The 23,712-nt window shown below is 50.5% G+C and carries 25 protein-coding genes and 1 pseudogene; 9 read left to right on the top strand and 17 right to left on the bottom strand.

Translation table 11 applies throughout. The features are described from left to right. The first annotated feature begins 139 nt into the window (after positions 1-139). Both HF027_RS15780 and yejK read left to right on the top strand, forming a co-directional pair. Positions 140-268 carry a hypothetical protein gene (locus tag HF027_RS15780; protein WP_280730187.1) on the top strand — a complete coding sequence of 43 codons (129 nt, stop codon included), beginning with the start codon at positions 140-142 and terminating at the stop codon, positions 266-268. 94 nt (positions 269-362) lie between these two features. Next, a complete protein-coding gene (yejK, locus tag HF027_RS13765; protein ID WP_168016611.1) occupies positions 363-1,358 on the top strand; it encodes a nucleoid-associated protein YejK in 996 nt (331 codons plus the stop codon). 158 nt (positions 1,359-1,516) lie between these two features. Here yejK and HF027_RS13760 read toward each other — a convergent pair whose 3' ends face one another. From HF027_RS13760 to HF027_RS13685, 16 genes are all read right to left on the bottom strand, one after another. Continuing rightward, positions 1,517-1,927 carry a hypothetical protein gene (locus tag HF027_RS13760; RefSeq protein WP_168016609.1) on the bottom strand — a complete coding sequence of 137 codons (411 nt, stop codon included), beginning with the start codon at positions 1,925-1,927 and terminating at the stop codon, positions 1,517-1,519. 47 nt (positions 1,928-1,974) lie between these two features. Continuing rightward, positions 1,975-2,556: a hypothetical protein gene (locus HF027_RS13755; RefSeq protein ID WP_168016607.1), complete on the bottom strand. Its 582-nt coding sequence runs from the start codon at positions 2,554-2,556 to the stop codon at positions 1,975-1,977. 541 nt (positions 2,557-3,097) lie between these two features. Next, positions 3,098-3,313, bottom strand: a complete 216-nt coding sequence (locus tag HF027_RS13750; protein ID WP_168016605.1) for a hypothetical protein — start codon at positions 3,311-3,313, stop codon at positions 3,098-3,100. A 1-nt stretch (position 3,314) separates the two neighbouring features. Continuing rightward, positions 3,315-5,192 (bottom strand): tape measure protein, encoded by a 1,878-nt coding sequence (locus HF027_RS13745; protein WP_168016603.1) that lies wholly within the window; start codon positions 5,190-5,192, stop codon positions 3,315-3,317. Positions 5,193-5,210: 18 nt separating this feature from the next. Beyond that, on the bottom strand, positions 5,211-5,603 hold the full coding sequence (locus HF027_RS13740) for a hypothetical protein (protein WP_168016601.1): 393 nt from the start codon (positions 5,601-5,603) through the stop codon (positions 5,211-5,213). A gap of 12 nt (positions 5,604-5,615) precedes the next feature. Then, on the bottom strand, positions 5,616-7,148 hold the full coding sequence (locus HF027_RS13735) for a terminase large subunit domain-containing protein (RefSeq protein WP_168016599.1): 1,533 nt from the start codon (positions 7,146-7,148) through the stop codon (positions 5,616-5,618). Positions 7,149-7,247: 99 nt separating this feature from the next. Beyond that, positions 7,248-8,258, bottom strand: coding sequence for a major capsid protein (locus tag HF027_RS13730; protein WP_168016597.1), 1,011 nt, complete (start codon positions 8,256-8,258; stop codon positions 7,248-7,250). 30 nt (positions 8,259-8,288) lie between these two features. Next, positions 8,289-8,618, bottom strand: a complete 330-nt coding sequence (locus HF027_RS13725; protein ID WP_168016595.1) for a hypothetical protein — start codon at positions 8,616-8,618, stop codon at positions 8,289-8,291. Between the two features lie 5 nt (positions 8,619-8,623). Further along, complete coding sequence (locus HF027_RS13720) at positions 8,624-8,989, bottom strand: hypothetical protein (RefSeq protein WP_168016593.1); 366 nt, start codon at positions 8,987-8,989, stop codon at positions 8,624-8,626. A 15-nt stretch (positions 8,990-9,004) separates the two neighbouring features. Then, the gene (locus tag HF027_RS13715) at positions 9,005-9,343 is read right to left on the bottom strand and encodes a hypothetical protein (RefSeq protein WP_168016591.1); all 339 of its coding nucleotides are present in this window, start codon (positions 9,341-9,343) and stop codon (positions 9,005-9,007) included. Then, complete coding sequence (locus HF027_RS13710) at positions 9,333-10,652, bottom strand: phage portal protein family protein (protein ID WP_168016589.1); 1,320 nt, start codon at positions 10,650-10,652, stop codon at positions 9,333-9,335. Before HF027_RS13710 ends, HF027_RS13715 begins: the two co-directional genes overlap by 11 nt. Before the next feature lie 277 nt (positions 10,653-10,929). After that, positions 10,930-11,289 carry a hypothetical protein gene (locus HF027_RS13705; protein WP_168016587.1) on the bottom strand — a complete coding sequence of 120 codons (360 nt, stop codon included), beginning with the start codon at positions 11,287-11,289 and terminating at the stop codon, positions 10,930-10,932. Positions 11,290-11,904: 615 nt separating this feature from the next. Beyond that, positions 11,905-12,108 carry a hypothetical protein gene (locus HF027_RS13700; RefSeq protein ID WP_168016585.1) on the bottom strand — a complete coding sequence of 68 codons (204 nt, stop codon included), beginning with the start codon at positions 12,106-12,108 and terminating at the stop codon, positions 11,905-11,907. 49 nt (positions 12,109-12,157) lie between these two features. Continuing rightward, a complete protein-coding gene (locus HF027_RS13695; protein WP_168016583.1) occupies positions 12,158-12,961 on the bottom strand; it encodes a hypothetical protein in 804 nt (267 codons plus the stop codon). Between the two features lie 161 nt (positions 12,962-13,122). Then, positions 13,123-13,629 (bottom strand): hypothetical protein, encoded by a 507-nt coding sequence (locus tag HF027_RS13690; RefSeq protein ID WP_168016581.1) that lies wholly within the window; start codon positions 13,627-13,629, stop codon positions 13,123-13,125. Between the two features lie 663 nt (positions 13,630-14,292). Further along, on the bottom strand, positions 14,293-15,555 hold the full coding sequence (locus tag HF027_RS13685) for a site-specific integrase (protein ID WP_168016579.1): 1,263 nt from the start codon (positions 15,553-15,555) through the stop codon (positions 14,293-14,295). A gap of 99 nt (positions 15,556-15,654) precedes the next feature. Between HF027_RS13685 and HF027_RS15650 the strand changes: the two are divergent. Beyond that, positions 15,655-15,774 (top strand): annotated as a pseudogene (locus HF027_RS15650) (nucleoid-associated protein YejK); the annotation flags it as partial. 88 nt (positions 15,775-15,862) lie between these two features. Here HF027_RS15650 and trxC read toward each other — a convergent pair. Further along, a complete protein-coding gene (gene trxC, locus HF027_RS13675) occupies positions 15,863-16,321 on the bottom strand; it encodes a thioredoxin TrxC (RefSeq protein WP_168016577.1) in 459 nt (152 codons plus the stop codon). Positions 16,322-16,472: 151 nt separating this feature from the next. On the opposite strand from trxC, the gene HF027_RS13670 reads away from it, so the two are divergent. The 6 genes from HF027_RS13670 to HF027_RS13645 all read left to right on the top strand — a co-directional run bounded on the left by HF027_RS13670 (position 16,473) and on the right by HF027_RS13645 (position 23,689). Next, the gene (locus tag HF027_RS13670; RefSeq protein WP_168016575.1) at positions 16,473-18,260 is read left to right on the top strand and encodes an ABC transporter transmembrane domain-containing protein; all 1,788 of its coding nucleotides are present in this window, start codon (positions 16,473-16,475) and stop codon (positions 18,258-18,260) included. A 144-nt stretch (positions 18,261-18,404) separates the two neighbouring features. Beyond that, entirely contained in the window at positions 18,405-19,187 is a 783-nt protein-coding gene (locus HF027_RS13665; protein ID WP_168016573.1) for a diguanylate cyclase, read from the top strand. Between the two features lie 194 nt (positions 19,188-19,381). Next, positions 19,382-20,293 (top strand): N-acetylmuramoyl-L-alanine amidase, encoded by a 912-nt coding sequence (locus tag HF027_RS13660; RefSeq protein WP_168016571.1) that lies wholly within the window; start codon positions 19,382-19,384, stop codon positions 20,291-20,293. Between the two features lie 52 nt (positions 20,294-20,345). Next, a complete protein-coding gene (locus HF027_RS13655; RefSeq protein ID WP_168016569.1) occupies positions 20,346-20,942 on the top strand; it encodes a GNAT family N-acetyltransferase in 597 nt (198 codons plus the stop codon). Continuing rightward, on the top strand, positions 20,939-21,847 hold the full coding sequence (locus HF027_RS13650; protein ID WP_168016567.1) for a carbon-nitrogen hydrolase family protein: 909 nt from the start codon (positions 20,939-20,941) through the stop codon (positions 21,845-21,847). The genes HF027_RS13655 and HF027_RS13650 overlap by 4 nt, the downstream gene beginning before the upstream one ends. A gap of 123 nt (positions 21,848-21,970) precedes the next feature. Next, positions 21,971-23,689 carry a proline--tRNA ligase gene (locus HF027_RS13645; RefSeq protein ID WP_168016565.1) on the top strand — a complete coding sequence of 573 codons (1,719 nt, stop codon included), beginning with the start codon at positions 21,971-21,973 and terminating at the stop codon, positions 23,687-23,689. Positions 23,690-23,712 lie beyond the last annotated feature (23 nt).

Below are 23,712 nucleotides of genomic sequence, written 5' to 3'. Positions count from 1 at the left end.
GCCCGATGACGACGACCCGGCCCCCTACAGCGTGGTGAACTTCCCGACACTATCGGTGGCAATCGACACCGCGACGAAATCGACATTAATTTTTAACGAGCTGTCCGAATCAGGTTGACAGGTTCCGGGAGCCTGTGTCGTGGCCGCCAGCACTGAATTCGCCAGACGTTTGCCACCCCCGTTAAGCGATCAGACCTTACGTCGCGCTGCCTATGGCATTTTGCTGCTGGCGAGCCTCAACCTGATCGGCAAGGGACTCCTGGCCTGAGCGCTCCTCTCGACAACCGACCTCCACTGAAAGGACCAGCCAAGGGCGATCATGCGGTATCATCGGCGCCCCATGCACGAGCCAAGGGTCCTTCATGCCGATTCTTCAAAGCATCGTTCACACCATCGACAAGGCCGGCAGCGACACCCCGGCGACCCTCACGCCCGCCACCGCGGCCATGGGTGACTCCCCCACCATGAGCGAGTTGCTGGCCGGCTTCAACAAGGCCTTCCACGGCAAGAGCAAGACGTGGGGCCGCTTCGCCGAGGGCGATGACGTCGGCGACTTCGCCCCGCGCCTTTCCTCCTTGCTGGCAGGTGACCAGGACTTCGTGACGTTCTCCCGAGAGCTCGCCGAGGGCGTCAAAGCGCTTGTTGATGACCACCTGCCGCTGGGCGGGCATTTGCTCATCGCCCATGATCGCCAGGGCGACACCGAATATCTCTCGCTTGCGCTCTTGCATCAGCGCCAGGGTTTTGGCCTTGATGACGACCAGAACGTCGTGACCGTCAATCAGCTCAACCTGACTCAGCCCTCGCTTGCCGCGCGCATTAATCTGACCCAATGGCAGGAGGGCTCACCGTCGCGCCAGTATCTCTCCTTCCTGCGTGATCGCGGCGGAAAGAAGCTGGCCGATGACTTCGCAGCCCTGCTCGGGGCACAGGAGGGCGTCGACGCCTCGAGCGAGACGCGCACTCTGCTCAAGGCATTCAGCGACTATGTCGAGCAGGAAGACCTTTCCGAGGAACAGAGCCGCGAGAAGACTGATGCCGTCATCGACTATGCCAGCGACCAGGCGAGCCGTGGCGAGCCCATCACTCTGGATGAGCTCTCGGAACTGGTCGACGAGCAGCAACCCAAGGCCTTCTATGATCACATCCGTCAGCAGGATTACGGCCTGTCACCGGAGATCCCGCCAGACAAGCGCGCCCTTAACCAGTTTCGCCGCTTCACGGGGCGCGCTGGCGGGGTGTCAATCAGCTTCGACTCGCACCTGCTGGGCGACAGCGTCGAGTACGATGCGCAGCAGGAGCGGCTGATCATCAAGAAGGTTCCGACGGCGCTGCGTGACCAGCTCAAGAAGCGCTGAACAAGGTATTGATAAGAAAGGATTTTCACAGTCCTCAGATAGGCATTATAGCAAAAGGATTGGTGTTGGCTTGGCATTCCTTGCACAGCATCAATCCTTGCTATTCCTCCATTAGAAATCTCTATTTTGTACCACCTTTTGTACCACCTGCTATCCAGTTACTCAGACCTCATGCCCTCTAGCTGCTCCATAAGCTCTTTCTGTTCTTGATCGGCAACACCAATATCACAATCTGCCCAAGCTGTTTGATAGATCACCTCTGGCTGAACACCATACTGAGTGCTTTTATACCAGTTGTAGGCATCCCAATGAGTCAACATTAAATACTCAACCACCCTTTCAAGGGTCTCATCATTTAACTTATCTTCAGTGCCATTCTCATGAGCAATCTGAACAATCTTCTCTGATAGATTCTCCTCATATCTTTCACGAGATATATCCCTAGGAATTTCACTCTCTTGCATCTTCTCAACAAGACTTACGACGTTATTTGCATACTCAACGCATTCAGTCATGTTGCTCGGTGCTTCTGGATGGCTATAATCCATTGCAATAACTGTAGAGGACACTACTAAGAGCCCTCCGAATAGTAATCCTCTACGCATATACCCCCCTATTATTTTTTTAAGGCATCGCTCAAACTACGGTAACGCAGGATTTGGAATAGTGCTTGCCGAGCAAAATCATCAAAGCAAGGAAGAGGATCGGGCTTCTTATTTCTCATAATGAACCCGTTGTTATAATTGGAGCCCCCTCTACCTTTCATCAGAATAGGCATTAGCTCATCTGTTTTAGCCTCAACATATGCCAACCATGCCGTTTCCGCACTAGCATCAGCATAACCGTCAAATAAAACCTCACGCCTCTTTTTTAGAGAAACCAAAGCGTCATATACATTATCTGGATAATCACGCACCAATAGGTAATTAAAATCCATTGACACCCAATAATAAGCTATAGCCTTTTGAAAAGACTCTTCTGAGCAATCTTCGGCCAAACAGTCAGCAAACTTTAAAAAAGCCTCAGGCAAACCTATCTCTTTGTCATCACCTGAAACTATCAAAAAGAAATTATTGAGATTGGCCTTCATCTCCAAGGCCTCAACAACCTTTAAATAAACCCCCCTTACCTGATTATACTTTTCATCTCTAGTATAATGGCCAACCATCTGACTAATTTTTAATTCTTGATAAGTCACTGCTAAACCTCCGTATTTATACATGAAAACTACAGCATAGCAGAAAACCCTAATGATGCTTTGCAGTGATTAAACGATCTATTCAAGACATTAGGAGGGACTACCCCGCACGATGCCCCCTATCAAAACTAATTTCCATAATCTATATATATTGACAACTCTAAAAACCTATGAAGGAAAGCTCTCAACTACCGTTGAAAGTGACGCTAAAAAACTCAAGATAAGAACTAATAATCATGAATTTCAAACAGCAGTATGAAGATTTGATAGGTTACTGGCAGTGATTCACCAAGATATAGGCATGAAATATTCATTGTAATTATTGATAGATAATCGAAGCTGGATTACTTGAGACTATAGAGATTGAAGGATTTATGAAGGGAATTAGCAGGACTTTTTGAGGGGCAAACCCAACAGCATTATATAGTCACCTTCCATGGCACTATGTAAAACTATCCTTATTTACTATACAACGAGACTATGCAGCACTCACCAATAAACTACCAACTACAAAGGTGGTCAATAATCAACCAACAGGTAGTTATTCATCAAGGTAGTCAGTGCTGATATTAGAATGGACTTCCAAGGCTGTAACACGCTTCTTAAGGTATTCAATATCTTGTTCAATCACCAATTGATCGCTTTGTTTCCAATGAGTCACTAGAACAGGTTCTTCCTTGGGTTCTTCAAGATATACATGGCTTACAAAAGAAACGCTAAGAATGAGTAACAATGCAAGGGTAATCTTTTGAATCATTTCACTTCTCCCCAGCACTGTCGTTCATACTTGCACTACGCAACATGCCATTAATATGATCTTCAATCGCTCCAAGGATTTCATCAGGCTGCTTTGAACCATCAATATTAAAGGTCATTGTATTATTCTGATTAACAGTCGTGTAAGGCTGTCCGTTCCTATTGGTGACTGGCCCGAAAGGCAATGCTGTAGGATCACTAATACCACCTTGAGAGTTCAGGAGCGGTGCAATAGCTTCCCTGTTCACTCTATTGATGGATTCATTAACGCCACCTAGCAACGCCTGTACACCACTAATATCTACTGTAGGCGTATGGATACGATTACTTTGGAAGTTAACAGAGGATAGTTCCATGGCTTTGGGAAGGAGGATGTTCACCTTACTGATAACAGCATTGATAAAGGTTTCTGCAATCCGTTCAAACTGGTTCACTAGCATGGTGCTAATTCCTGAAAGCTTATCTCTCCAAGAGCTATCACTTCTGATTAGATCAATCGTATCGGCTACGTCATTGATAAACTCTGCAAGGTTATTCAGAACATACGCCAGAGTAACGACACCAGTAGAGACTTTCACACCATCCATAGAATCAAAGACGTTACCGATGCTACCAAGGACATTACCAAACGCGCTTAGAGACTCCCTTGTAGGCTTTGAAATTCCTTTGAAGGCTTCGCCTATCTCCTCAAAGATTGGTGATGCTGCCTTAAGCATTTCTTGAAGACCTTGATAGAAGTCTTTGAAGTAAGCATTGATACCAGATTGGTTAGCAACAATGTTAGCAAAGGTGGCATTGTTCACTGCCCTATTCTGCTCTGCCTGGGTAGACTGTCTACGCTGTTCCAGGGCACCACCGACATTGGCTCTATTCATAAATAGCGTACCAAGTGCAGGAAGGATGTTCTCTGCTTGGATACCCTCTTGAGAGCCCTGACGCTTCATGAACTCTTCAAGGGAAATCCCCATAGCATCAGCCAGAAGGTTTCTTGAGATACCCCGCTCTGCCAACTGGTTCAATTCATCGCCTTGTACCCTACCAGCAGCAGCGATTTGTCCGATAGCAAGTTGGATACCTGCCAAGTCATGTTGATTCAGACCCATAGCAGTACCGTAAGCCTGAAGACCCGTGTAAATCTTCATAGCCTCATCTTCGATAGCACTACCCTTCAGGTTATTGGCAAGGGACTTGTAACCTTCTGCCAGTGGCATGAACCTTTGCCCGAAGTAGTTAGCCATGCTGGCGAGTTCTCTAAGCCTTTCATTAGCTGCCTGAGTCGATCCCTCCAAAGCTGTGAAGCCTGATCTCACGCTTTCAAAACGCTGATACTGTTGGTTCGACATGAAGGAACCGCCAGCAAGGGCAGCAGCACCCATGGCAGCGGGATGAACAAGCCTTGAGGCAATACCAGCGGTAGCACCTGCCTTGTAATGACCACCAGCAGAAACGCCACCAGAGCCTTTAACAGGCTGATTAAGAGCCCTTGCTGTAGATTGAACTCTACCTAGAGTGCTACGCGAATGCTCCTTATTGATCCCACGGATATGCCTTTTCTGCTCTGAATACTGGTGGGTAATCTCCCTAAGCATTCGAGAACGGCGCTCATGAGAGATATTGCCACGATGGAATTCTTGGTTAATGCGCCGATAATCATTACGCATCTGCCAAAGCTGACCACGGTGCTTGTTTACTCTTTTCTCGATGGCACTGAAGCCTTGAAGGGTACTCTTATTGTTGCTCTGAAGCTGCTTTTGAAACCTCCTACCAGACTCATTAAGATTGCGGTTAACTTGCTGTAGTTTCTTTTCATATTGACGGAGCTTTTTGAAATCTACGCGAAACCCAAGCTCGCTATAGAGAGAACCTATTTTAATACTCACATTAATTACCTCTTATTATTATGGAAAAGTGGGCTCTGTAATATCCGGCTCTGTACCAGCCGCATACTTCACAGCCAACATCTTCATATGCTTTGGGCCACGCCCCGGACTTGTAAAATCCATGTCTCCTTGAATCTGATAAAAGTCACCATCGTAGAAGATGATAATTTCAGCATCCTCGGGAGGAGTCTCAGGGAAGTCCAAAGGAGGTCTAAAGTAAATCTTCTTATAACCCTTGGTGTAATAGGTGGTGGATTCACTGAAGGTCAGCATCTCACCATCTTTGAAAGGCTGGATATTTACCTTTTTAAAGAGAGGATCAGTAACGATTTCTTCATAACGACCGTTTACATAACCACCATAGGAAGCATAGAAAGCCACCATGGTTCTATAGAATGACTTATTTGGCATTGTATTTATTCCTTATGAAAGAAGGGTTTTACCAAAGAGATTGTTAAGGCGAGGATTGCTCTTGGATAGCTTGATGGTAGGAATGAGGCGACCGTTTACGAGTGTTTCCCAAGCATCGGCCAAAGTATCCATAACATCATCATGGTGGCCGTTATTCTTATCACCATCGAAGTTCTCAAGCTCTGCATAATTGGAATCTGAGAAAGCCCCTTTGACGATGAAGACGTTTCCAGACTGGCAAGCAATAAGAAAGTTCTCAGCCCTTGCAAGCTTGCTCTTTCGTGCCTTGGTGATGATCGGCTTATTGCCTTGTGAAAGAAGCTTGGTACGTTTCTGTTCAGCAACCGATTTCCCCGCAGCACCGGAATCTTGAGGAATGGTTGTATATACTTCCTGACCATCCTCACGGGCTGTCTTCATCATCAGGTTATCTACCAGTGCAGAACGTTCCCGTATTGACTTCATGCCAAGTATATAAAAGCTGCCTGTCTCCCTGTCGTATGAGCAAAGTGTTCCCCTTGTCCAATCAGGATCAGCGTACCTACCACCCTTCTCAGGATCAGGCTTTGACGCTGCTAAATCCCAGCTTCTAACAGTGGGCAAACCTAAAGGGACTTCTGAAGGCTCGATCTCTTTAATATCTTCACGATTGAAATGCCCTGCCCCGCTATTTGAAGCAAACCAGTTGCCAAGCAACAAACGTTCCCTTTCAAGGCGTTTCATGTTCTCAAGCTTGAAGATGTATTCAGGCTGATCTTTCACCACTGCCGGATTGTCATAGACGTTTGCAGCATAATATACGAAGGAATAAGCACCCTTAGCAGCGTTCTTACCGTATACCTCTTCAATCTCTTTACGGGATTTAAAGAACTGAAATTCGCCTTGAATCTGTAGGAGGTAGGTAGTCACACCATCCATCTCAGGATTCGGGAGACCATCCTCTAAGAGATAACCACCATCAACAAGCCACTTACAAAGCGGAGAATTCCTGTCAGGGTTACAGGTCATTCTAAGTTGTTTCCTTTTAGATCCCTTACCACGAAGCCTTGAAGTGATATACCAAATATCATCAATGTTCTTAATCTGTGCTGCTTCATCAATCAAGGCCGAATGAATCTGTGAACCTTGAAAGTCATTCTGATTAGCCTTGAGGTAATGACATTTAACGAATGAACCGTTAGGGAAGCGCCATTGATTGTTAACCTGATTGGAGGATGCCCCGACATTATCAAACATGCGGCACCCCTCTTCCCAGATTGAGCCAGGGGCTTTGATCTGAACAAGGGATTCACGAAGAAGAAGACTGTTGTAATTCTTGTCTTCTATACAGTCGATCATTAGTTTTAAAAGTGATAGGTGCGACTTTCCAGAGGATGCAGCACCACCCCATAGGATTATGTCGTTGGTTTCATCCTGAAGATAAAGCTCTTGCTTCTTACTCAGTGGAGCGAATATCTCAACCTCTTCAAAAAGGGTTTCTTGATCGTGATGGAAGGTGAAATCTCTTTCCTTGGCATTCCCCCTATTCTGCTTTGTAGCTGCCATTTATTATCTCCTGCTTTATTTTTGGCAATAAAAAAGGCTGACCAGCGATTGCCAGCCAGCCCTCTATAGGTGCTTAATAGTATTTAGTAAGCCTTATATTTACGGGGTGAAATCAACTTTGATCGAGCTTGCCACGCTTTCGAGGATCGGCAGGCTGTTGGTTTCAGTCTCAACAGAGATAAAACGATCACGGTCATCACGAACCTGACGAGAGAAAGCACGCTGACCACCTTGAGACAGGCCGGTAAGGGTGTTCTCAGGACCGAAGAACATACGACCAAGGCGAGAGCGCGGAACAAACAGACCTTCACCAGCAGCGAGGATAGAATCGCTAGAACCGTCCGGCAGGGTAAAGCTATCGGAATAGTTAACGATGGTGGTGCTTCCGAAATTGAAGGCTTGATAGCCTGCCGCAACCTCACCGATTTCACCCAGCAGCGGATTAGTACCGCCCCAAGCGTTCATCTGCATAGCACGTTCAAAGTCAGGATTTCCAAGCAGCCATTCATACAGGTCATCACCTGCGAACAGAACGAAACCACGAGCAGAACCGCTCACAAGGCCGCTCTTGGCTTCTCGCTGCATCTGACGGAACAGTGCCAGGGTATCCCCATCGGCAGCATGGGCAAGGGTCTTGGTGCCCTGAGAAACGCCAAGCTCTGAGGTAAGGTCATAGGTGCCGAAATTGGAGGTAACAAGCTGAGCATTGAACAACATCTTGGCTTGTTGGTACTCATGGTGATAATCAACCATCTCTGAATGATCACCCAGCACTTCCGCAACGGCAGCGGCAACGGTCTTTTCAGACTCAGAATCAAATGCACGGATACCGCCAAGCTGATCACGGGTGATGGTATCTTCCATCGGATAATGGGGAATCTTCAGAACGTGCTGATCAAAAGATTTATCATCAGAGGTGTTCTTGTCAGCGGTACTACGCTTCTTGTCGTTCAGAACCTTCAGCGCCCCTTCACGAACGTCGAAGGTAATATAGTCGCTATTCACGGTACGGGTTTGGAAGAAGCCCATAGAGCCGATCAGGGAAGGTTTGGCGGGAATCTTGTTGATCGCGTCTGTGCGATCCATAATCTTGTCGTTATCTACCAGCATGATATTTTATCCTTATATTGTTATGAATTGTTACTTGTTCACTACCACGATGCCCACGCCTTCAAGCCAACCTTGAACGTCAGCCTGTACAGCATCGTTGTAATTGAGTTTTTGATGATCGACGCTTGAAGGATTGCCACGGGTCATCACACGAACTGGGCCAGCGGTCCCATCGGTCTCTTCAGCCAGGATGCCGATTACCTCTGTTGAGGTACTGGATACTTGAGCAGAGGCACTTTCCAGAATATCGCCAGCAGAACCAGCAACAGTAACGTTCACTGCATCAAACTGAATATCGTAGTCGTTGGCATGTACCAGGAAGGTATCGCCCTTCGGGCCAATAGTGTTAATTTTAGTCATTGGAATTACTCTCCATATCGTTCATTTAGAATTGTCATCAGATAGTCTTCACCATCATTTTCTTCAGCTTCATTTTCTGAAGGCTTTACTTCGATCTCTGATTCCTGCTTGAAATACTCTTGGGAATCATTGACCGCATTTAATTCATGTTCCTTAGCCTCGATGATTTCCATTACGTCTTTGAACTCTGGAACCTCATAGAGCTTTCGGAAGATGTGAATATATTCAGCAACAAGGTCGTCGTCATACAGAAAGCTTTTCAGTTTCTCGTTAAGCTCTTTCTCTGAAATAACTTCCTTATTCTCTTCCTCTTTCGGTGCTTCTTTTTCTTTAGGCTTACGAGCTTGCCTAAGCTTCTCAAAAATGCCCATCAGACCCCCTATTTATTAGTTGAAAATCTTGTCAAGGTCGTTCCAATCCTTACGGTCAGTGTTCAGGATGATTGGAATAGCCGTATATTTTTGAGCGTTTCTTCTATTGATAAGCTCTTGAAGACGATTCTCTAGCTGCTCAACACTTGCCCTCGTCTCACTGGCATCACCGATTTCCCAGCGTGAAGGCTGTAAAGCAACCTGATTAATGATCACCTCAAGGGCTGCAATAGAAGCATCTAGAACGTTGTTGCCATTTTCTGTAAGAAGGAAGGTAATAACAGAGTCTTCAAGGTATTGCTCATCAGTATCCGTATCACCGATGTTAAGCCTTACTTGTTCTTCAGGTGTCATTGTTAGCGCCCTCCTGTTGCTGTTGTTCTCGAATGCTCCTTACAACATCCCCTGTGACGCCACTACCAGCAGCAGCAGAAGGAGCGTTAACCTTTTCAAGAATCCAACGATTGAGTTCACCAGTAGGCTCCACAAAGCCAGACATACCAAGTGCCTTCATACCTTCAACGAACTCTTCAAAGGAAGGCTCTGAAATGTCTTCAAAGAGGATTTCAGGGAGGCGTTCATCAGTAAGGCCATTGAGGCTAAAAGCAAGCTTCACAGCCTTCATAAATTCCGCTGCAATGATGCTATGGACACCACGAAGGAAGTTCTCTAGAAGGACAGATTTCGTTGAGCTAAGGCCATATGAACCGGAACCTGAATTATCTTGCCCCAAGGAAAGCACGCTTGCCTGCAAACATTGGAATAGCTCGCGATTGCAACGGCTGATAGAGGTCTCTAGATCATAGCCCTGACGGTCAACACCCTTGATAGGCTCAACGTTAAAGAGTTTGCTATTACCATCTGTCGTGTCGCTGGGCAGGCATACGAAGGAAGACCTGCCCTGTCCCATCAATTCTGCCTGTTTGATAAGATTGTCTACCAGGATGGCTTGATCGCTCTGAGGTTCTGAGAAGTACGCTTGTAGGTACTCTTGCGGGATTTCAACCTTCATGACGCCAGCGAGGCTTTTACTGGCGCCCACCAAGCCAAGCTCTCGATATGTACTCTTCTCACGCCATGTTGAATAACATCCCCGAAGCAAGGACTTCCCAAGGGGGTTGTCCGGGTCAGCTTGGAACTGAAAAGCAAGCACCTTTGAACCATCAACCTCTTTCGGGGCGGTTGCTAAATTCTGAATCAGACCATCGTTATCAGGAGTGTTTAGAACAAGCTTCTTCAGCTCACCACGGTCGTACAAATACTTATTGACTGACTGAAGACTGATAGGTGAAAGGGTCTTGAATACCTGATAGCCGTTCTTTCGCTCAAAGGTGACTTCCTGAAGGCTTGTACCGTACTCCACCAAGGACAATATATTGTTCATCGTCCTGTTGAAGTTGTAAGGCTCAAGGTTCTTCAGGGATTTGTTTAGGGCCTCTACTACTTCCTTCTCTTTCTTGGTTGCTCTGATATGAGGCTTCAGGTAGAAAGGTCGATTCAGCACAGATTTGATAAATGATACTGAGCCACTGATAACGCTGTCTTCAAGCATGGATCGGTAGGTTTTGAACTGATTTTCAATTCTTAGATCATCTTTCCCCATCGCTTGAATGCTGTTATGAATCTCGACAGGGTAAGAATATTGTTTTGAATACTTTGTCATGAACTATCTTCCTTTTCGTATTTTTGTAAGTTATTAGTAAGCTGCTTTCTCCACCTATCGAACGGCATTCCCCAAGCACCACCGTGGTTGATATACTTTTGGCTGTGTTTATAGAGGTATAAAAGGTCATCAGGATGATTCTCTATCATGTACCTGAGGTAATCCCGAAGGTCTTCAGAAACGGGATCAGTAAGGATGCGGTTCTTAAATACGTGGGGAGGGATTTCCGAAAGCTTGCTATAAGGCTTGTTAGGTGGTCTTCCTCGCTTCTGTGTCATTAGAAAACGCTCTCCCTGTCATTGTTAAAATCTTCCTCGATGGCTTGAATCATAAGCCGAATACCTTTAGCGAGTTTTTCGTTATAGAGATCAGAGAGGCTGTAATACATGAGAGCTTGGCGCATGGATTGGCAGTAATACGCTTGCCAGTGCTTGTGAGCCAAGTAAGGACAATCAAAAGGCTGCTCAAAGCGTGGTTCGTTATATTCCCCATGAAAAATTACAGCGTAATAAGTACCGTTGTCCTCATATACTCCCATTGGAAGGGATTCGTCTTTGTAAATATCGAATGCGTTATTCAGATAGCCAGGAACCTGAGTAGGAAGCTCTTCATAGCTGAATTTGGGAAGTGCTGTCATGATCACCCCTCCCCTTTGTATCGCATTGATTGGCAATTTACGCAGTTGCAAGACTGAACATAGCGGACTGGCTTTTTATAACCGCATCCTTTACAGGGTTTCTCACCGATATAGAAAGACAACCCCAGTTGCAGGCTCTGTTGGCGAGTGATATAGATATTTCTTTTCGCATCGTTGGCAGCGTTTTTAGGCATAACATAGTTCTCCATTGGTTATTAGATTTATTGTGATGGGGTAAACCCATCCAGATTGGCTCTTAAAAAGTGGTGCCCTACGTCTGGAGGAACGATCATCGGAACACCACCATGCCTACTCAACGACCGCTGCCTAAGGCGATGTGAGTTCTTTTAAGGCTATAAAGCCTATCTGGATAGATTCTTTAATAAGGAAGAGATGGGCAACATACATCCTAACCAAGCTCACTACCTAAAAGGAAAAGGTAATGTCGGAGACGCACGAAAGGATTACTTAAATATATTGCCCAGCAGAAATGCTAACCTGCCCATTCTTATGGGGTTAACACTTCGCCCCAAGAACCGTTCTGGCTTTTAATTAAAAGATTCTTGGTATTGAAAGAAGGCACCATTTACAATAGCCCGCTCTCTCAAATTCTTTTTAACCGCCAATCAAGCGATTCATAATTATCTTTTTAGCTTTCGCCCCACCATGTTCTGAGTAAAGGTCGTATACATCTGGGACATTTTTTAACTGTGGATTAAGTCTTATCCATTTAAGAAAGTTCTGTTTCTTTTTGTTCCGCTGATACCATCCGGCTCTATATTCTTTCCTATACTTCTCGTATGCTTCTTCTGAATTCATGAGTGCCCCCACTTCTAAGTCAATTTTAATGAGGGCTACTAACCCCCTTTTATGTATTATCCAAATACTTGTTTACTCTGATAGAACCACCATGGTTAGCCTCGACAATCTCTCGGATCTGTTTTTTGCTTCTCATGCCGCCTTTGATAAGGTTTGCAGATAATTCTATAGCTTTGTCATAAATAATCAGGTCTTCATTATCAAGAACGTCTCGAATACCCTTACCGAATTCTTCTCTCCACCACGAAGCACCCTTACCACTCAGAACCTCGGGGACCATGTTCCTAATGTCTTTTTGGGCCTTCTCGGCACGATCTCTGTTGCCGCCATCGCCAGATACCACGGCACGGTAAATGGCTTTATCATGGGCAGAAAGACTTTCAGAGCGGATAACACGAACCTTCCAAAGCTTCATGACGATCTTTTCAACATCAAGGAAGTACTCTCGAATTTGATCCCCTTCTTTGGTGTTAGCCTGCATTGCTAGTTTTGCAGCAACACGCCTTGAGAGTAGGTAATTATTTCTGGGGCGACCTTTTGTCTCTTCAAAGAATATTTCAATCTGACCTTTAGCGCTTTTTTCCGCGAAAGTATTTTCATCAAGTTCAGGCTTAATATAGCTTTCCGCCCAATCCCTAAACCTCTTATACGGCCTCCCGATCTTCACCCAAAGCCTACGGGCATCAATCTGAGGATTTGTATCGTCATCACCCTGGACTTTAAGAACACGACGAGTGTTGATTATACGTTCCGCTTGCTCATAAGTGAGGTCGCATATCTCAACGAGGTTCTTTGTAGAAACATTTTCAAGGTTAAGTTTAAGACTACGGCCATTTTGTGCTTTCTTTGTCATTGTGTACTACTCCTATTTTTGAACGCACTCTAAGAGGCACATCCAGATCACCGACAAAACTCCCGTACACATGGGCAGTGCTGGCAAATAGAATGCGCTCAAAGATAAGCATTTTGTTTTATAATTACAGTCTGTGCTGACTGGACTTACTTAGGGAGGGGTTATGCTGGTTCTTCGCAACCTGAACCTATTGCAGCCGCTAGAGCTTTAATTAAAGACTCTTCGCGGTCTTGATAATTACCTGTGATCTCACCAGTCTTAGGATCAATATGAGCTACTAAGCTATCTTCAAATCGCTTATGCTCTACAGCTTTTTCATGTGATCCAGTTTCATACATCAATACAGCAAATCTTAGCTTGTCACGTCTTGTTGACCAGACAAGAGCTGGGTTGATCATCAACCGCTTAACACCATGAATATCGAAGACATCCTTTACCACACCTTCTCTCTTGAGCTTCGATAGGTGTCTACTGGTGTTCCCTTGATCCCAACCATTTTCTTTTATGATGCTTGATAGACTTACTTGTAAGCAGTTATCGTTTTTATCTACTGATTGCAACAATTCCACTAGTAGATTACCTGCCCCTTTAGGCATACCGATAATAAAGCGGAGTAAATCATCATCCATAGTCCGATAACTGACACTTTGCTTTCCTTTCCAATTCAATTTTGACACCTCCTGTTAGGCCACTGTTTTCTCCATATGTAATTTTTTACATGTATAAATTTAGCTGAAACCCGCATGACACGGGGCTTTCAGAGGTTTAAGGCTTCAAACAGCCTCTTTTATAAAAGAGCTGATCTTTAAGATTGCGTACAAACTATTTTGTTAGACACCTCCTTTGATAACATTTATCATTCCCAGTGGGCTGGACACAGAAAATCCCGGACCTTGATCTTAAACAGACCAATCCGGTGATGAGGCTTAATAATAAATTCCTGTACTCTATGGTCTTATTTGAACATGATTTGCTTGATTTGTCAAGTCTTATTTATCTTTACTGCTTTTAGATAAAAGAATAGCTTATATTAATATTATACCACTCTAATTCCTTACCTGTCAATACTTAATTATCTTTATCATGTGATAAAGGTTCTCAACAACATTGGTGGATACTGCTTAATGTTTTGTAACTTACTTGCTGTAAGCAATTCCTTACAAAGAAGATAAGCACAGTACACCAGCAACACTGAAAAGAAGGGAGGGGATTATATCATCCATCCCTCCCCACTCGAAAATAACCTTTCAAGCTCTAAAGCATCATGTTAACTATCGTGTCTAGCGACAGCATCTTAACAGCACCTTTAGAATAACCTCTACCTATCGTGTTCAATCATCAAGCACTGAAGGTATTTTCTTAACAGTCTCTACCAGAGACAAAGGTGATAGGGATTTCCCATATCTATCTAGTGATATGGTGCCTGTAGAGTGCCCTAGTAGTGCTGAGATAAGATGAGATTCTACACCTTCTTGTTTCAAAGCATTAGCACCAGTATGCCTAAACGAGTGCATTGAAAGGTTTCTACCATTGCTTATACCAAGCTTTCTAAGCGTCTTAGTAAACCAAGATGATACTTGTGTACCATAACCATGCCCTTCCGTGTAATTGAGCATGGGGAATATATGACCCTCTTGTTGATTCACATATTCGATAAACCCCAGCTTTATCAAGTCTTCGTGTAGAGGCATCAACCTTTCACTATTAAGATTCTTGATCCTTTGATACTTGTTGCCTGCACGAATATGAATACACCAAACACCATCAACTTGATAGATGTCATTTTTGTATAGCTGTGCAACCTCATTAAGCCTTGCTGAAGTATAATATGCCAAGTAGGTTAACCAATATCTATCAGCACGTATTAGGTTCTTGGACTCATCCCTGTACTTCCTATCACCTACATCAAGATCACCTTCAACGTAAGAGAATATCTTGTGTAGATCATCAGGGTTGAATACATCCCTATAAGATGACTTTAACCTTTTCTGGTGTATCCGTGTTTTCCTGAAGGGATTGTTTTCAATATACCCTTCTTTGATAGCGTAATTGAATACAGCAATGTACATCGCCATGTAGTTATTGAATGTGATGGTGGATATTGTTTCACCAACCTTGTTGAGCCTAATGATTTGCTTAACAGATAGCCCCTTCGATAGCTGCCTCTGAAACCTTTTTGGTAGCTTTAACAGAGTATCCCCCAAGAGACGTACATCGTCCCTCGTGTAACTGTCTACCGGCTTGTCTCCAATAGTTTTAAATAGCAAATTAAGGACAGGATCTTTCCCTTCTACAGTCCTTCCTTGGTATCCCATCAGAGTCAGATTGCGCTTATACGCCTTAAAAATCCCACTTAAAAGGGGCTTCTGAGACGCTTTTACAGGTGGTTGGTGCTCTCCCCTTGGCATGGCTGCACAGGATAGGTACTGCATAGCCTCCATGTACGCTTCTGGAAGCTTTCTGTTGGCGTCCCTCTTCGATTTCGTACTGAGGGATCGTCTGTACTCCTTCCTGCCGAATTGGGCTTGCTGAGCCTTGTTAAGAACAATTCTCAAGTAAAAGGTGTTGTTACGATCCTGCATCAGATAGGCCATTTTGCCCGTCTCCTTGTACCACCTAGCGAGGTTTTTGGTAGCTAAGGAACAGGAAAAACCATATCTAACAGTACCTTATTGAAATCTTGCTGAGCCTAACTGTCGATCAGCTTCGACTCGCACCTGCTGGGCTCAAGCGTCGAGTATGACGGCGAGCAGGACCGATTGATCATCAAGAAGGTGCCGACGGGGCTACGCGACCAGCTCAAGAAGAGCTAGCTACGCCCGCTCTTCGCCATGGCGCCATCGATGGCAGGGGCTGGCACAACTCTCAGCTCCTTATAGAGGGCCCGGCACTAGGCCCCTCTTACAGCAAGTGCGGCGCCAGCCATTGCTTGAGCTGGGGCCCCTGCATGACGCCTGCCTGACGTGCCACTTCCTTGCCGCCACGAAATACCGCAAGAGTTGGGATGCTGCGAATGTTAAATCGCCCTGCCAGTGCCTGCTCGGCTTCAGTATCCAGCTTGGCGAAGCGGATACGCGGCTCCAGTTCACCGGCCAGCTGGGCAAAGACCGGCGCCATTGCCTTGCATGGCCCGCACCAGGCGGCCCAGAAATCCACTACCACCGGCAAATCACCGCGATTGACCAAGGCATGGAAGTTGGCGGCATTCAGCTCAATGGGCGCACCGGTGAACAGTGCTTGCTTGCACTTACCGCAGCGTCCCTGGGCCAGCCGGTGCTGAGCGACCCGATTCACGGCGGCGCAATGGGGACAGGCCAGCGTCAGGCTGTCAGTGTCTTTGTCAGTTGATGAGTCGGCCATGAGTTCTCCGGAAATCGATACGGCATTGAATTGTCCGTGTTGGATCAATCGCTCGTAATATGGCGAAACGGCCTGCCACCTTCAAGAAAAGGAGGCGAGTTGCCTGTCCGTTGTCCCACCCACTGTCGCGCAGAGGTACTGACGCTTGTCCATGACATCACGCCCCAATCCCCGCATTCTGCTGCGACTGCTATCGTTGCTGCGCCCTTACCGCATCCGACTGCTCCTGGCGGCAGCCGCGCTACTGGTGGCCTCGGGGAGCGTGCTGATGATCGGTCAGGGACTCAAGATGGTGATCGATCAAGGCTTTATCGCCGAAGATGCCGCGAGCCTCAACCAGGCCCTGCTGGGGTTGCTGGTCATCGTGGCGCTGCTTGCCGGGGCATCGGCGCTTCGCTATTACCTGGTCACCTGGATCGGCGAGCGGCTAGCGGGAGACCTGCGTCGCCAGGTCTTTGATCATCTACTGACCCTGGAACCCGCCTTTTTTGAGCAGGGATCAGCCACTGCCGGGGGGCTCGGGCATGGCGGTGCCGGCGAGATCCAGTCACGGCTAACGGCTGACACCAGTGTGCTGCAGAGCCTGTTCGGCTCATCGCTATCGGTTGCATTGCGCAACCTGCTGATGCTGATCGGCGCGATCGTGATGATGGTGGCGACCCAACCCTGGTTGTCAGCACTGGTGCTGCTGGGTATTCCCGCAACGCTATTGCCGATCCTTTGGTATGGCCGCCGCGTGCGGCGTCTGTCGCGCTCGAGCCAGGATCGGGTCGCCGAGCTTGGCCGCTATGCCGGCGAGTCGCTAAACGGCATCCGCACCCTGCAGGCATTCGGGCACGAGCCCATCGACCGGCACCACTATGGCATTCGCGTAGAGAACGCCTTTGACACTGCCATCGACCGTACCCGGCAGCGAGCCTGGCTGACCGGCATCGCCATGCTGGTGGTGTTCACCGCCGTGGGGTTCATGCTGTGGCAAGGGGGGCATGCCGTACTGGCCGGCGATATGAGCGCCGGTGAGCTGTCGGCATTTGTCTTCTATGCGGTGCTGGCCGCCGGTGGCGTGGCCGCACTGGCCGAAGTCGCAGGCGACGTTCAGCGAGCTGCTGGCGCCGCCGAACGACTATTGGAACTGCTCGATGCTCGCCCCGCCATTACCCCACCGGCAACCCCGCGCGCTCTGCCCACCCAAGTCGAGGGCGCCATCGGTATCGAAAGCGTCTGTTTTGCGTACCCAAACCGCCCCGACGTGCCGGCGCTCGACGGTATCGATCTGCATATCCGCCCCGGTGAGCGGGTGGCGCTGGTCGGCCCCTCCGGGGCTGGCAAGAGCACGTTGCTGCACCTGCTGCTGCGTTTCTACGATCCCCAGGCGGGTCGCCTCACGCTGGATGGCATCGACCTGCGCGAACTCGACCCGCGGGCACTGCGCGCCCAGCTCGGCCTGGTCTCCCAGGAGCCGGTACTGTTCTCCGGCTCCGCCGCCGACAACATCCGCTACGGCAACCCCGAGGCAAGCCTCGATGAGGTGCGTGAAGCAGCAAGGGATGCCAACGCCCTTCCCTTCATCGAGGCCCTGCCCCAGGGTTTTGACACGCCTCTGGGGCCCGGCGGTGTACAACTCTCCGGCGGCCAGCGTCAGCGCCTGGCCATCGCTCGCGCCCTGCTGCGTGACCCGCGAGTGCTATTGCTCGATGAAGCCACCAGTGCACTGGATGCCGAAAGCGAGCGCGTGGTGCAGGAGGCGCTGGATCGCCTGATGCGCGGGCGTACGAGCCTGGTAATCGCTCATCGCCTGGCCACCGTCATCGCCGCCGACCGCCTCTTGGTCTTCGACCAGGGGAAAGTGGTGGCATCAGGACGTCATGCCGACTTGCTGAAAGAAAGCGCGCTCTATCGTCAGTTGGCGAGTCTGCAGTTCACGTCGGATGTCACTTGACCTGCCCCTCATTCATCAAAACCGCCGCACCTTATGCGAAAGCATGACTAAAGGTATGAGTATCGATGCCGATCATTTATTCATGTCGGGGCTTCCCCCTCATCGACATCGTCCCCATTTCCGATCAAGGACAAGCCGACACTCATGCCTACCCTGCTATTCCTGCCCTTGGTGGCCGGTCTCTTTTCGGTCACCACTTGGTGGTGGGTTGAGCGATGCTATCGTCGTCCACTCAAGCAACTGATCGCAGACCTGGATGACGTCGCTACCCCGATTTACGGTGAGCGCACGGCGAATAGCCCGATCATCAAGGGAAGACTGACGGAGCGCCTGGCCGAGCGAATCGACCTTCTCCACGACACCAACCGACAGCTACAGGAGCAGGCGATCAAGGACCCGCTCACCGGCCTTGGCAATCGGCGCCTACTCGAACAGCGCCTCGACATTGCCCTACCTCTCAGCCGCCGCTGGATGCATGCCGTTTCGGCGATGATGATCGACGTTGATCACTTCAAGGATTACAACGATCTTTACGGTCACCAGGCAGGCGACGACTGTCTGGTCGAAATTGCTAACGTGCTGCGGGATACCTTCCGGCGCGACACCGATATCGTGGTACGCCTGGGCGGTGAGGAGTTTCTGGTGGTACTGCTCGATACCGGCGAAGATGAGGCCATGCGCCTCGCCGAGGCCATGCGCGGAATGCTGCAGGCGGTAGGTATTGAGCACCAGGCCTCGGACACCGCCGATGTGGTTACCGTCAGCATCGGCGTCGCGATCACGCCTTCGGGTGTACCGGTCAGCCTCGACGACATCATTGCCACCGCCGATGCCGGCCTTTACGCCTGCAAGGAAGCGGGCCGTAACCGAGTCCTCAGCCGTGCCGTGAGCCGGACCGATACGCTTAAGAACAATGCAATCGCCTGACCACACATCTCGGGATAAACGTTGCCGCAGTGCTCGTCTTGTCCACTTCACTGCAGACTATCATGATGGCGCAGCATCGATTGCCACCCTGCTGGCCTTCCTCGCGTGCAGTCGTGACGAAAGACGCTGAGCCTGCTGAGGCCATCTCATAATCGCAGGCAATACTTCCCTCCGCTGAGCTGGGCCAATTCCTCATGGGCAGACTCGTTGTCATCCTGATACTAGCGCTGAGTCTTGGCGGCTGCGCGGGTCAAGCATTGGAGCGGCGAGACGGCTATAGCGTCGATCATCGCCACACCGCGACATCCCATTCAAGCCGCGTGCGTCATCTGGTTATTCATTACACCGATGCCGGTGAGGCCGAATCGCTCAGGGCCTTAACCGGACCAAGGGTCAGCAGCCATTACCTGATTCCCCAACCAGAGGGCGGCGGCCTAGCGCCGGTCTATCAGCTCGTCAGTGAGACACGACGCGCCTGGCATGCGGGCGCCAGCAGTTGGAACGGACGAGAGAATATCAATGACACCTCCATTGGTATCGAAATCGTCAATACGGGCCCGAATGGCCGCTTTGCCGACCTTGAGGCTGGCGAACCTCTCGGGTGGGCGCCCTTTCACAACGATCAGATCACCACCTTGATCGCCCTGGCCAAGGACATCGTATCCCGCCACGGCATCACCCCTACCGCCGTGGTCAGTCATGCCGAAATCGCTCCGACCCGCAAGATCGACCCAGGACCAGCCTTTCCCTGGCAGCGGCTTCACCAGGCAGGTATCGGTCCGTGGCCGGACGTCGATCGCGTGGCCTGCTATCGCCAGCGATTCGAGACCTCCCCACCCTCGAGAGCTCATCTGAAAAGAGCACTCACCGCCTGGGGGTTTGCCATCACAACGAACGGCATCATCGATGAGGCCACTCGGGGCGCACTTCGCGCTTTTCAGATGCGCTATCGCCCTTCCCACTATCGGGGCTTGCCGGACACTGAAACTGCGGCCCGTCTGTGGGCCCTGCTTGAGGAATATCGCCCCGAGCGCTTGCCCTTGTTATCGTCTAAAAACATCATCACTTCGCCACCCAAATGCAACACTGCGTTTGGCGAACCGTGACGCGCCTGCTAGGGTCGCATCATCCTCATCGGCCGACGAGACGACTTCTTCCATGAACGATATCACCCTGACTACTTGCCAGGGGCAGAGCATCTCGCCCTACCTTGAAGATTTGGCCCGGCTGCGCATACGGGTCTTCCGTGACTTCCCGTATCTTTATGATGGCGACTTCGAGTACGAAGCCGAGTACCTGTCGCGCTATGCCGAGTGCCCTCAGAGTCTGTTCGTGCTGGCCTTCGACGGTGAAACACTCGTCGGTGCTGCCACCGCCATGCCTCTTTCTGCCGAAATGGATGAGTTCCGCGCGCCCTTCATTGAGGCTGACTACCCACTCGACAGCATCTTCTACTATGGCGAATCGGTGCTGCTTGCCGACTACCGCGGGCTCGGGATCGGCAAGGCCTTCATGGAGGCTCGCGAAGACCACGCCTTGCGTCAGGGATTCACCACGGTCGCCTTCTGCGCTGTCGAACGCGAGGCCAACCACCCGCTTCAGCCCGCCGACTATCGCCCGCTGCATGAGTTCTGGCAGGGCCGCGGCTACCAGCGGATACCCTCGCTTTCCACCACCTTCGCCTGGAAAGACATCGACGAGGCCGAGGAAACGCACAAGACCCTGGTGTTCTGGGTGAAGGAACTAGCGGCATGAGCCCGGGTTCCGCCACGGTAAACGTCGCCAGTGCTCAGTATCCCATCGATGCCTTTCACGACCTGGCCGAATTCCGCGCCAAGGCTGGGCGCTGGGTACATGACGCGGCGAGCCGTGGAGCTCAGCTGATGGTGTTTCCCGAATATGGCGGCATGGAACTGACCTCGCTGCTACCCGAAGCGATGCGAGATGACCTGGATAGCCAGCTGCATGGCCTGCAGCCCCTGCGTGAGGCGGCACTGAGTACGTGGCAGGGGCTGGCACAGAGTCACGCTGTGACCCTGCTTGCGCCTTCCATGCCCTGGCAGTGCGACGATGGGCGATTCGTCAATCGTGCCTGGCTGATCGGTCCTGACGGTACCATGAGCTATCAGGACAAGATGATCATGACCCGGTTCGAGAATGACCAGTGGGGCGTGTCGCCGGGAGAAGGACTCAAGGTGTTCGACACACCAGTCGGACGTCTGGGGGTACTGATTTGTTATGACAGCGAGTTCCCGCTACTCGCCCGCAGACTGGTCGAGGCCGGTGCCGAGTTGCTGCTGGTGCCCAGCTGCACCGACACTCAGGCTGGGTATCACCGGGTTCAGCTTTCCTCCCAGGCACGTGCCATCGAACAGCAGGTCGCGGTATTGCATGCCCCGACCATAGGCGAGGCCCTATGGTCACCCGCCGTGGACATCAATATCGGGCGCGCCGCTATCTATACGCCTTGTGATCATGGATTCCCCGCCGATGGCGTGCTGACAAAGGCCAAAGACGCCACGCCAGGCTGGCAGTTCGCTCGGCTTGATATTGCACGCATCAACGCCCTGCGCGAATCCGGCCAGGTCAATAACCATGCTGACTGGGCCCTGCAGTCCTGCCCACCCGCCGCCGCTATTGAAACCGTCACGCTAGGCTGAGCGACAAGGGCGACTGCCTTTTGCCGCCACCCGGGCTTCACCGTACAATGCGGCTATACCTGCCCGCCGGCTCGAAGCCGGCCGGTGCCCAGACGTTCAAGACTCGAAGGATACGCCGGACCCATGCGCGCCAGCCAACTGTTGCTCTCCACGCTCAAGGAAACACCCGCCGACGCTGATGTCATCAGCCATCAGTTGATGCTGCGCGCGGGCATGATTCGCCGCCTGACCTCGGGACTCTACACCTGGCTGCCGATCGGCCTGCGCACGCTGCGCAAGGTCGAACGAGTGGTCCGCGAAGAGATGGATCGTTCCGCTGCCCAGGAAGTGCTGATGCCGGCGGTACAGCCCGCTGAACTCTGGCAGGAGTCCGGACGCTGGGATCAGTACGGCCCGGAACTGCTGCGCATCAAGGATCGCCACGAACGTGATTACTGCGTGGGGCCGACCCATGAGGAAGTGATTACCGATCTGGTACGCAAGGAAATCGCAAGCTACAAGCAGCTGCCGGCCAACTTCTACCAGATCCAGACCAAGTTTCGCGATGAGATCCGCCCGCGCTTCGGTGTGATGCGCTCGCGGGAGTTCATCATGAAGGATGCGTACTCCTTCCATATCGATGAGGACTCCCTCAAGGAGACCTACCAGGCAATGTATGACGCCTATGTGCGTATCTTTACCCGCCTGGGGCTGGATTTCCGTCCGGTCATCGCCGACAACGGCTCCATTGGTGGTACCGGCTCTCACGAGTTCCACGTGCTGGCCGACTCCGGCGAAGACGACATCGTCTTCTCCACCGGCTCGGATTATGCGGCCAACATCGAGAAGGCCGAGGCCCTGGCAGCGCCGCTTGGCAGCGAGGCCAAAGCGCCCGCGCCGAGTGAAGAACTACGCTTGGTGGACACTCCGGAGACCAAGACCATTGCGGCCCTGGTCCAGAAACATGGGCTTGCCATCGAGAAGACCATCAAGACACTGATGGTTCAGGCCGAAGCCGGTGGCCTGATCGCCTTGCTGGTACGGGGCGATCACGAGCTCAACGAGGTAAAGGCCGAGAACCTGGCCGAGGTCAAGACACCGCTTACCATGGCGACAGAAGATGAGATCCGCGCCGTTGCCGGTGCAGGCCCCGGTTCGCTCGGCCCGCTCAATCTCGATATGCCGGTGATCATTGATCGCAGCGTGGCACTGATGAGCGACTTCGGCGCCGGCGCCAACATCGACGACAAGCACTACTTCGGCATCAACTGGGAACGCGACCTGGCGCTACCCAAGGTTGCCGACATCCGCAACGTGGTCGATGGCGACCCCTCGCCGGACGGTCAGGGAGAATTGGCCATCAAGCGTGGCATTGAAGTCGGTCATGTGTTCCAGCTGGGTACCAAGTACTCCGAGGCCATGAATGCCACCGTGCTGGGCGACGATGGCCGCGCCGTAAACCCCTGGATGGGCTGTTACGGTATCGGCGTGACGCGCGTGGTAGCCGCGGCTATCGAACAGAACCATGACGATGCCGGCATCATCTGGCCGGATGCTCTGGCGCCCTTCGAGGTCGCCATGGTGCCGATGAACGCGCACAAGTCCGAGCGCGTTCGCGAAACGGCCGAACGCCTATACCATGAGCTCAAGGCTCAAGGCATCGACGTGCTGCTCGACGACCGGGATATCCGCCCGGGGGTCAAGTTCGCCGACCAGGAGTTGATCGGCATTCCGCATCGCCTGGTGATCGGTGATCGCAGCCTCGACAAGGGCGAGCTTGAATACAAGGGACGCCGCGATGACGAGGCCACCATGGTACCTGCCGACACCATTATCGATTTCCTGCGTGCCCGCATCGGCTAAGCCTCACCGTCAACGCATCAGGC

Origin of the sequence: Halomonas salinarum, from assembly GCF_012062845.1 — a bacterium.
Taxonomy (GTDB): domain Bacteria; phylum Pseudomonadota; class Gammaproteobacteria; order Pseudomonadales; family Halomonadaceae; genus Onishia; species Onishia salinarum.
This window is presented reverse-complemented; position numbering and strand designations above follow the sequence as displayed.

Excerpts from the sequence above, each read along its gene's own strand:
- HF027_RS13660 (WP_168016571.1), top strand. The coding sequence starts at position 19,382 with ATGGGCAGACTCGTTGTCATCCTGATACTAGCGCTGAGTCTTGGCGGC.
- HF027_RS13740 (WP_168016601.1), bottom strand. The coding sequence starts at position 5,603 with ATGCCAAATAAGTCATTCTATAGAACCATGGTGGCTTTCTATGCTTCC.
- HF027_RS13730 (WP_168016597.1), bottom strand. The coding sequence starts at position 8,258 with ATGCTGGTAGATAACGACAAGATTATGGATCGCACAGACGCGATCAAC.
- HF027_RS13655 (WP_168016569.1), top strand. The coding sequence starts at position 20,346 with ATGAACGATATCACCCTGACTACTTGCCAGGGGCAGAGCATCTCGCCC.
- HF027_RS13700 (WP_168016585.1), bottom strand. The coding sequence starts at position 12,108 with ATGAATTCAGAAGAAGCATACGAGAAGTATAGGAAAGAATATAGAGCC.
- HF027_RS13720 (WP_168016593.1), bottom strand. The coding sequence starts at position 8,989 with ATGGGCATTTTTGAGAAGCTTAGGCAAGCTCGTAAGCCTAAAGAAAAA.
- HF027_RS13665 (WP_168016573.1), top strand. The coding sequence starts at position 18,405 with ATGCCTACCCTGCTATTCCTGCCCTTGGTGGCCGGTCTCTTTTCGGTC.
- HF027_RS13725 (WP_168016595.1), bottom strand. The coding sequence starts at position 8,618 with ATGACTAAAATTAACACTATTGGCCCGAAGGGCGATACCTTCCTGGTA.
- HF027_RS13695 (WP_168016583.1), bottom strand. The coding sequence starts at position 12,961 with ATGACAAAGAAAGCACAAAATGGCCGTAGTCTTAAACTTAACCTTGAA.
- HF027_RS13715 (WP_168016591.1), bottom strand. The coding sequence starts at position 9,343 with ATGACACCTGAAGAACAAGTAAGGCTTAACATCGGTGATACGGATACT.
- HF027_RS13685 (WP_168016579.1), bottom strand. The coding sequence starts at position 15,555 with ATGGCCTATCTGATGCAGGATCGTAACAACACCTTTTACTTGAGAATT.
- yejK (WP_168016611.1), top strand. The coding sequence starts at position 363 with ATGCCGATTCTTCAAAGCATCGTTCACACCATCGACAAGGCCGGCAGC.
- HF027_RS13645 (WP_168016565.1), top strand. The coding sequence starts at position 21,971 with ATGCGCGCCAGCCAACTGTTGCTCTCCACGCTCAAGGAAACACCCGCC.
- HF027_RS13705 (WP_168016587.1), bottom strand. The coding sequence starts at position 11,289 with ATGACAGCACTTCCCAAATTCAGCTATGAAGAGCTTCCTACTCAGGTT.
- HF027_RS13735 (WP_168016599.1), bottom strand. The coding sequence starts at position 7,148 with ATGGCAGCTACAAAGCAGAATAGGGGGAATGCCAAGGAAAGAGATTTC.
- trxC (WP_168016577.1), bottom strand. The coding sequence starts at position 16,321 with ATGGCCGACTCATCAACTGACAAAGACACTGACAGCCTGACGCTGGCC.
- HF027_RS13750 (WP_168016605.1), bottom strand. The coding sequence starts at position 3,313 with ATGATTCAAAAGATTACCCTTGCATTGTTACTCATTCTTAGCGTTTCT.
- HF027_RS13710 (WP_168016589.1), bottom strand. The coding sequence starts at position 10,652 with ATGACAAAGTATTCAAAACAATATTCTTACCCTGTCGAGATTCATAAC.
- HF027_RS13670 (WP_168016575.1), top strand. The coding sequence starts at position 16,473 with ATGACATCACGCCCCAATCCCCGCATTCTGCTGCGACTGCTATCGTTG.
- HF027_RS13650 (WP_168016567.1), top strand. The coding sequence starts at position 20,939 with ATGAGCCCGGGTTCCGCCACGGTAAACGTCGCCAGTGCTCAGTATCCC.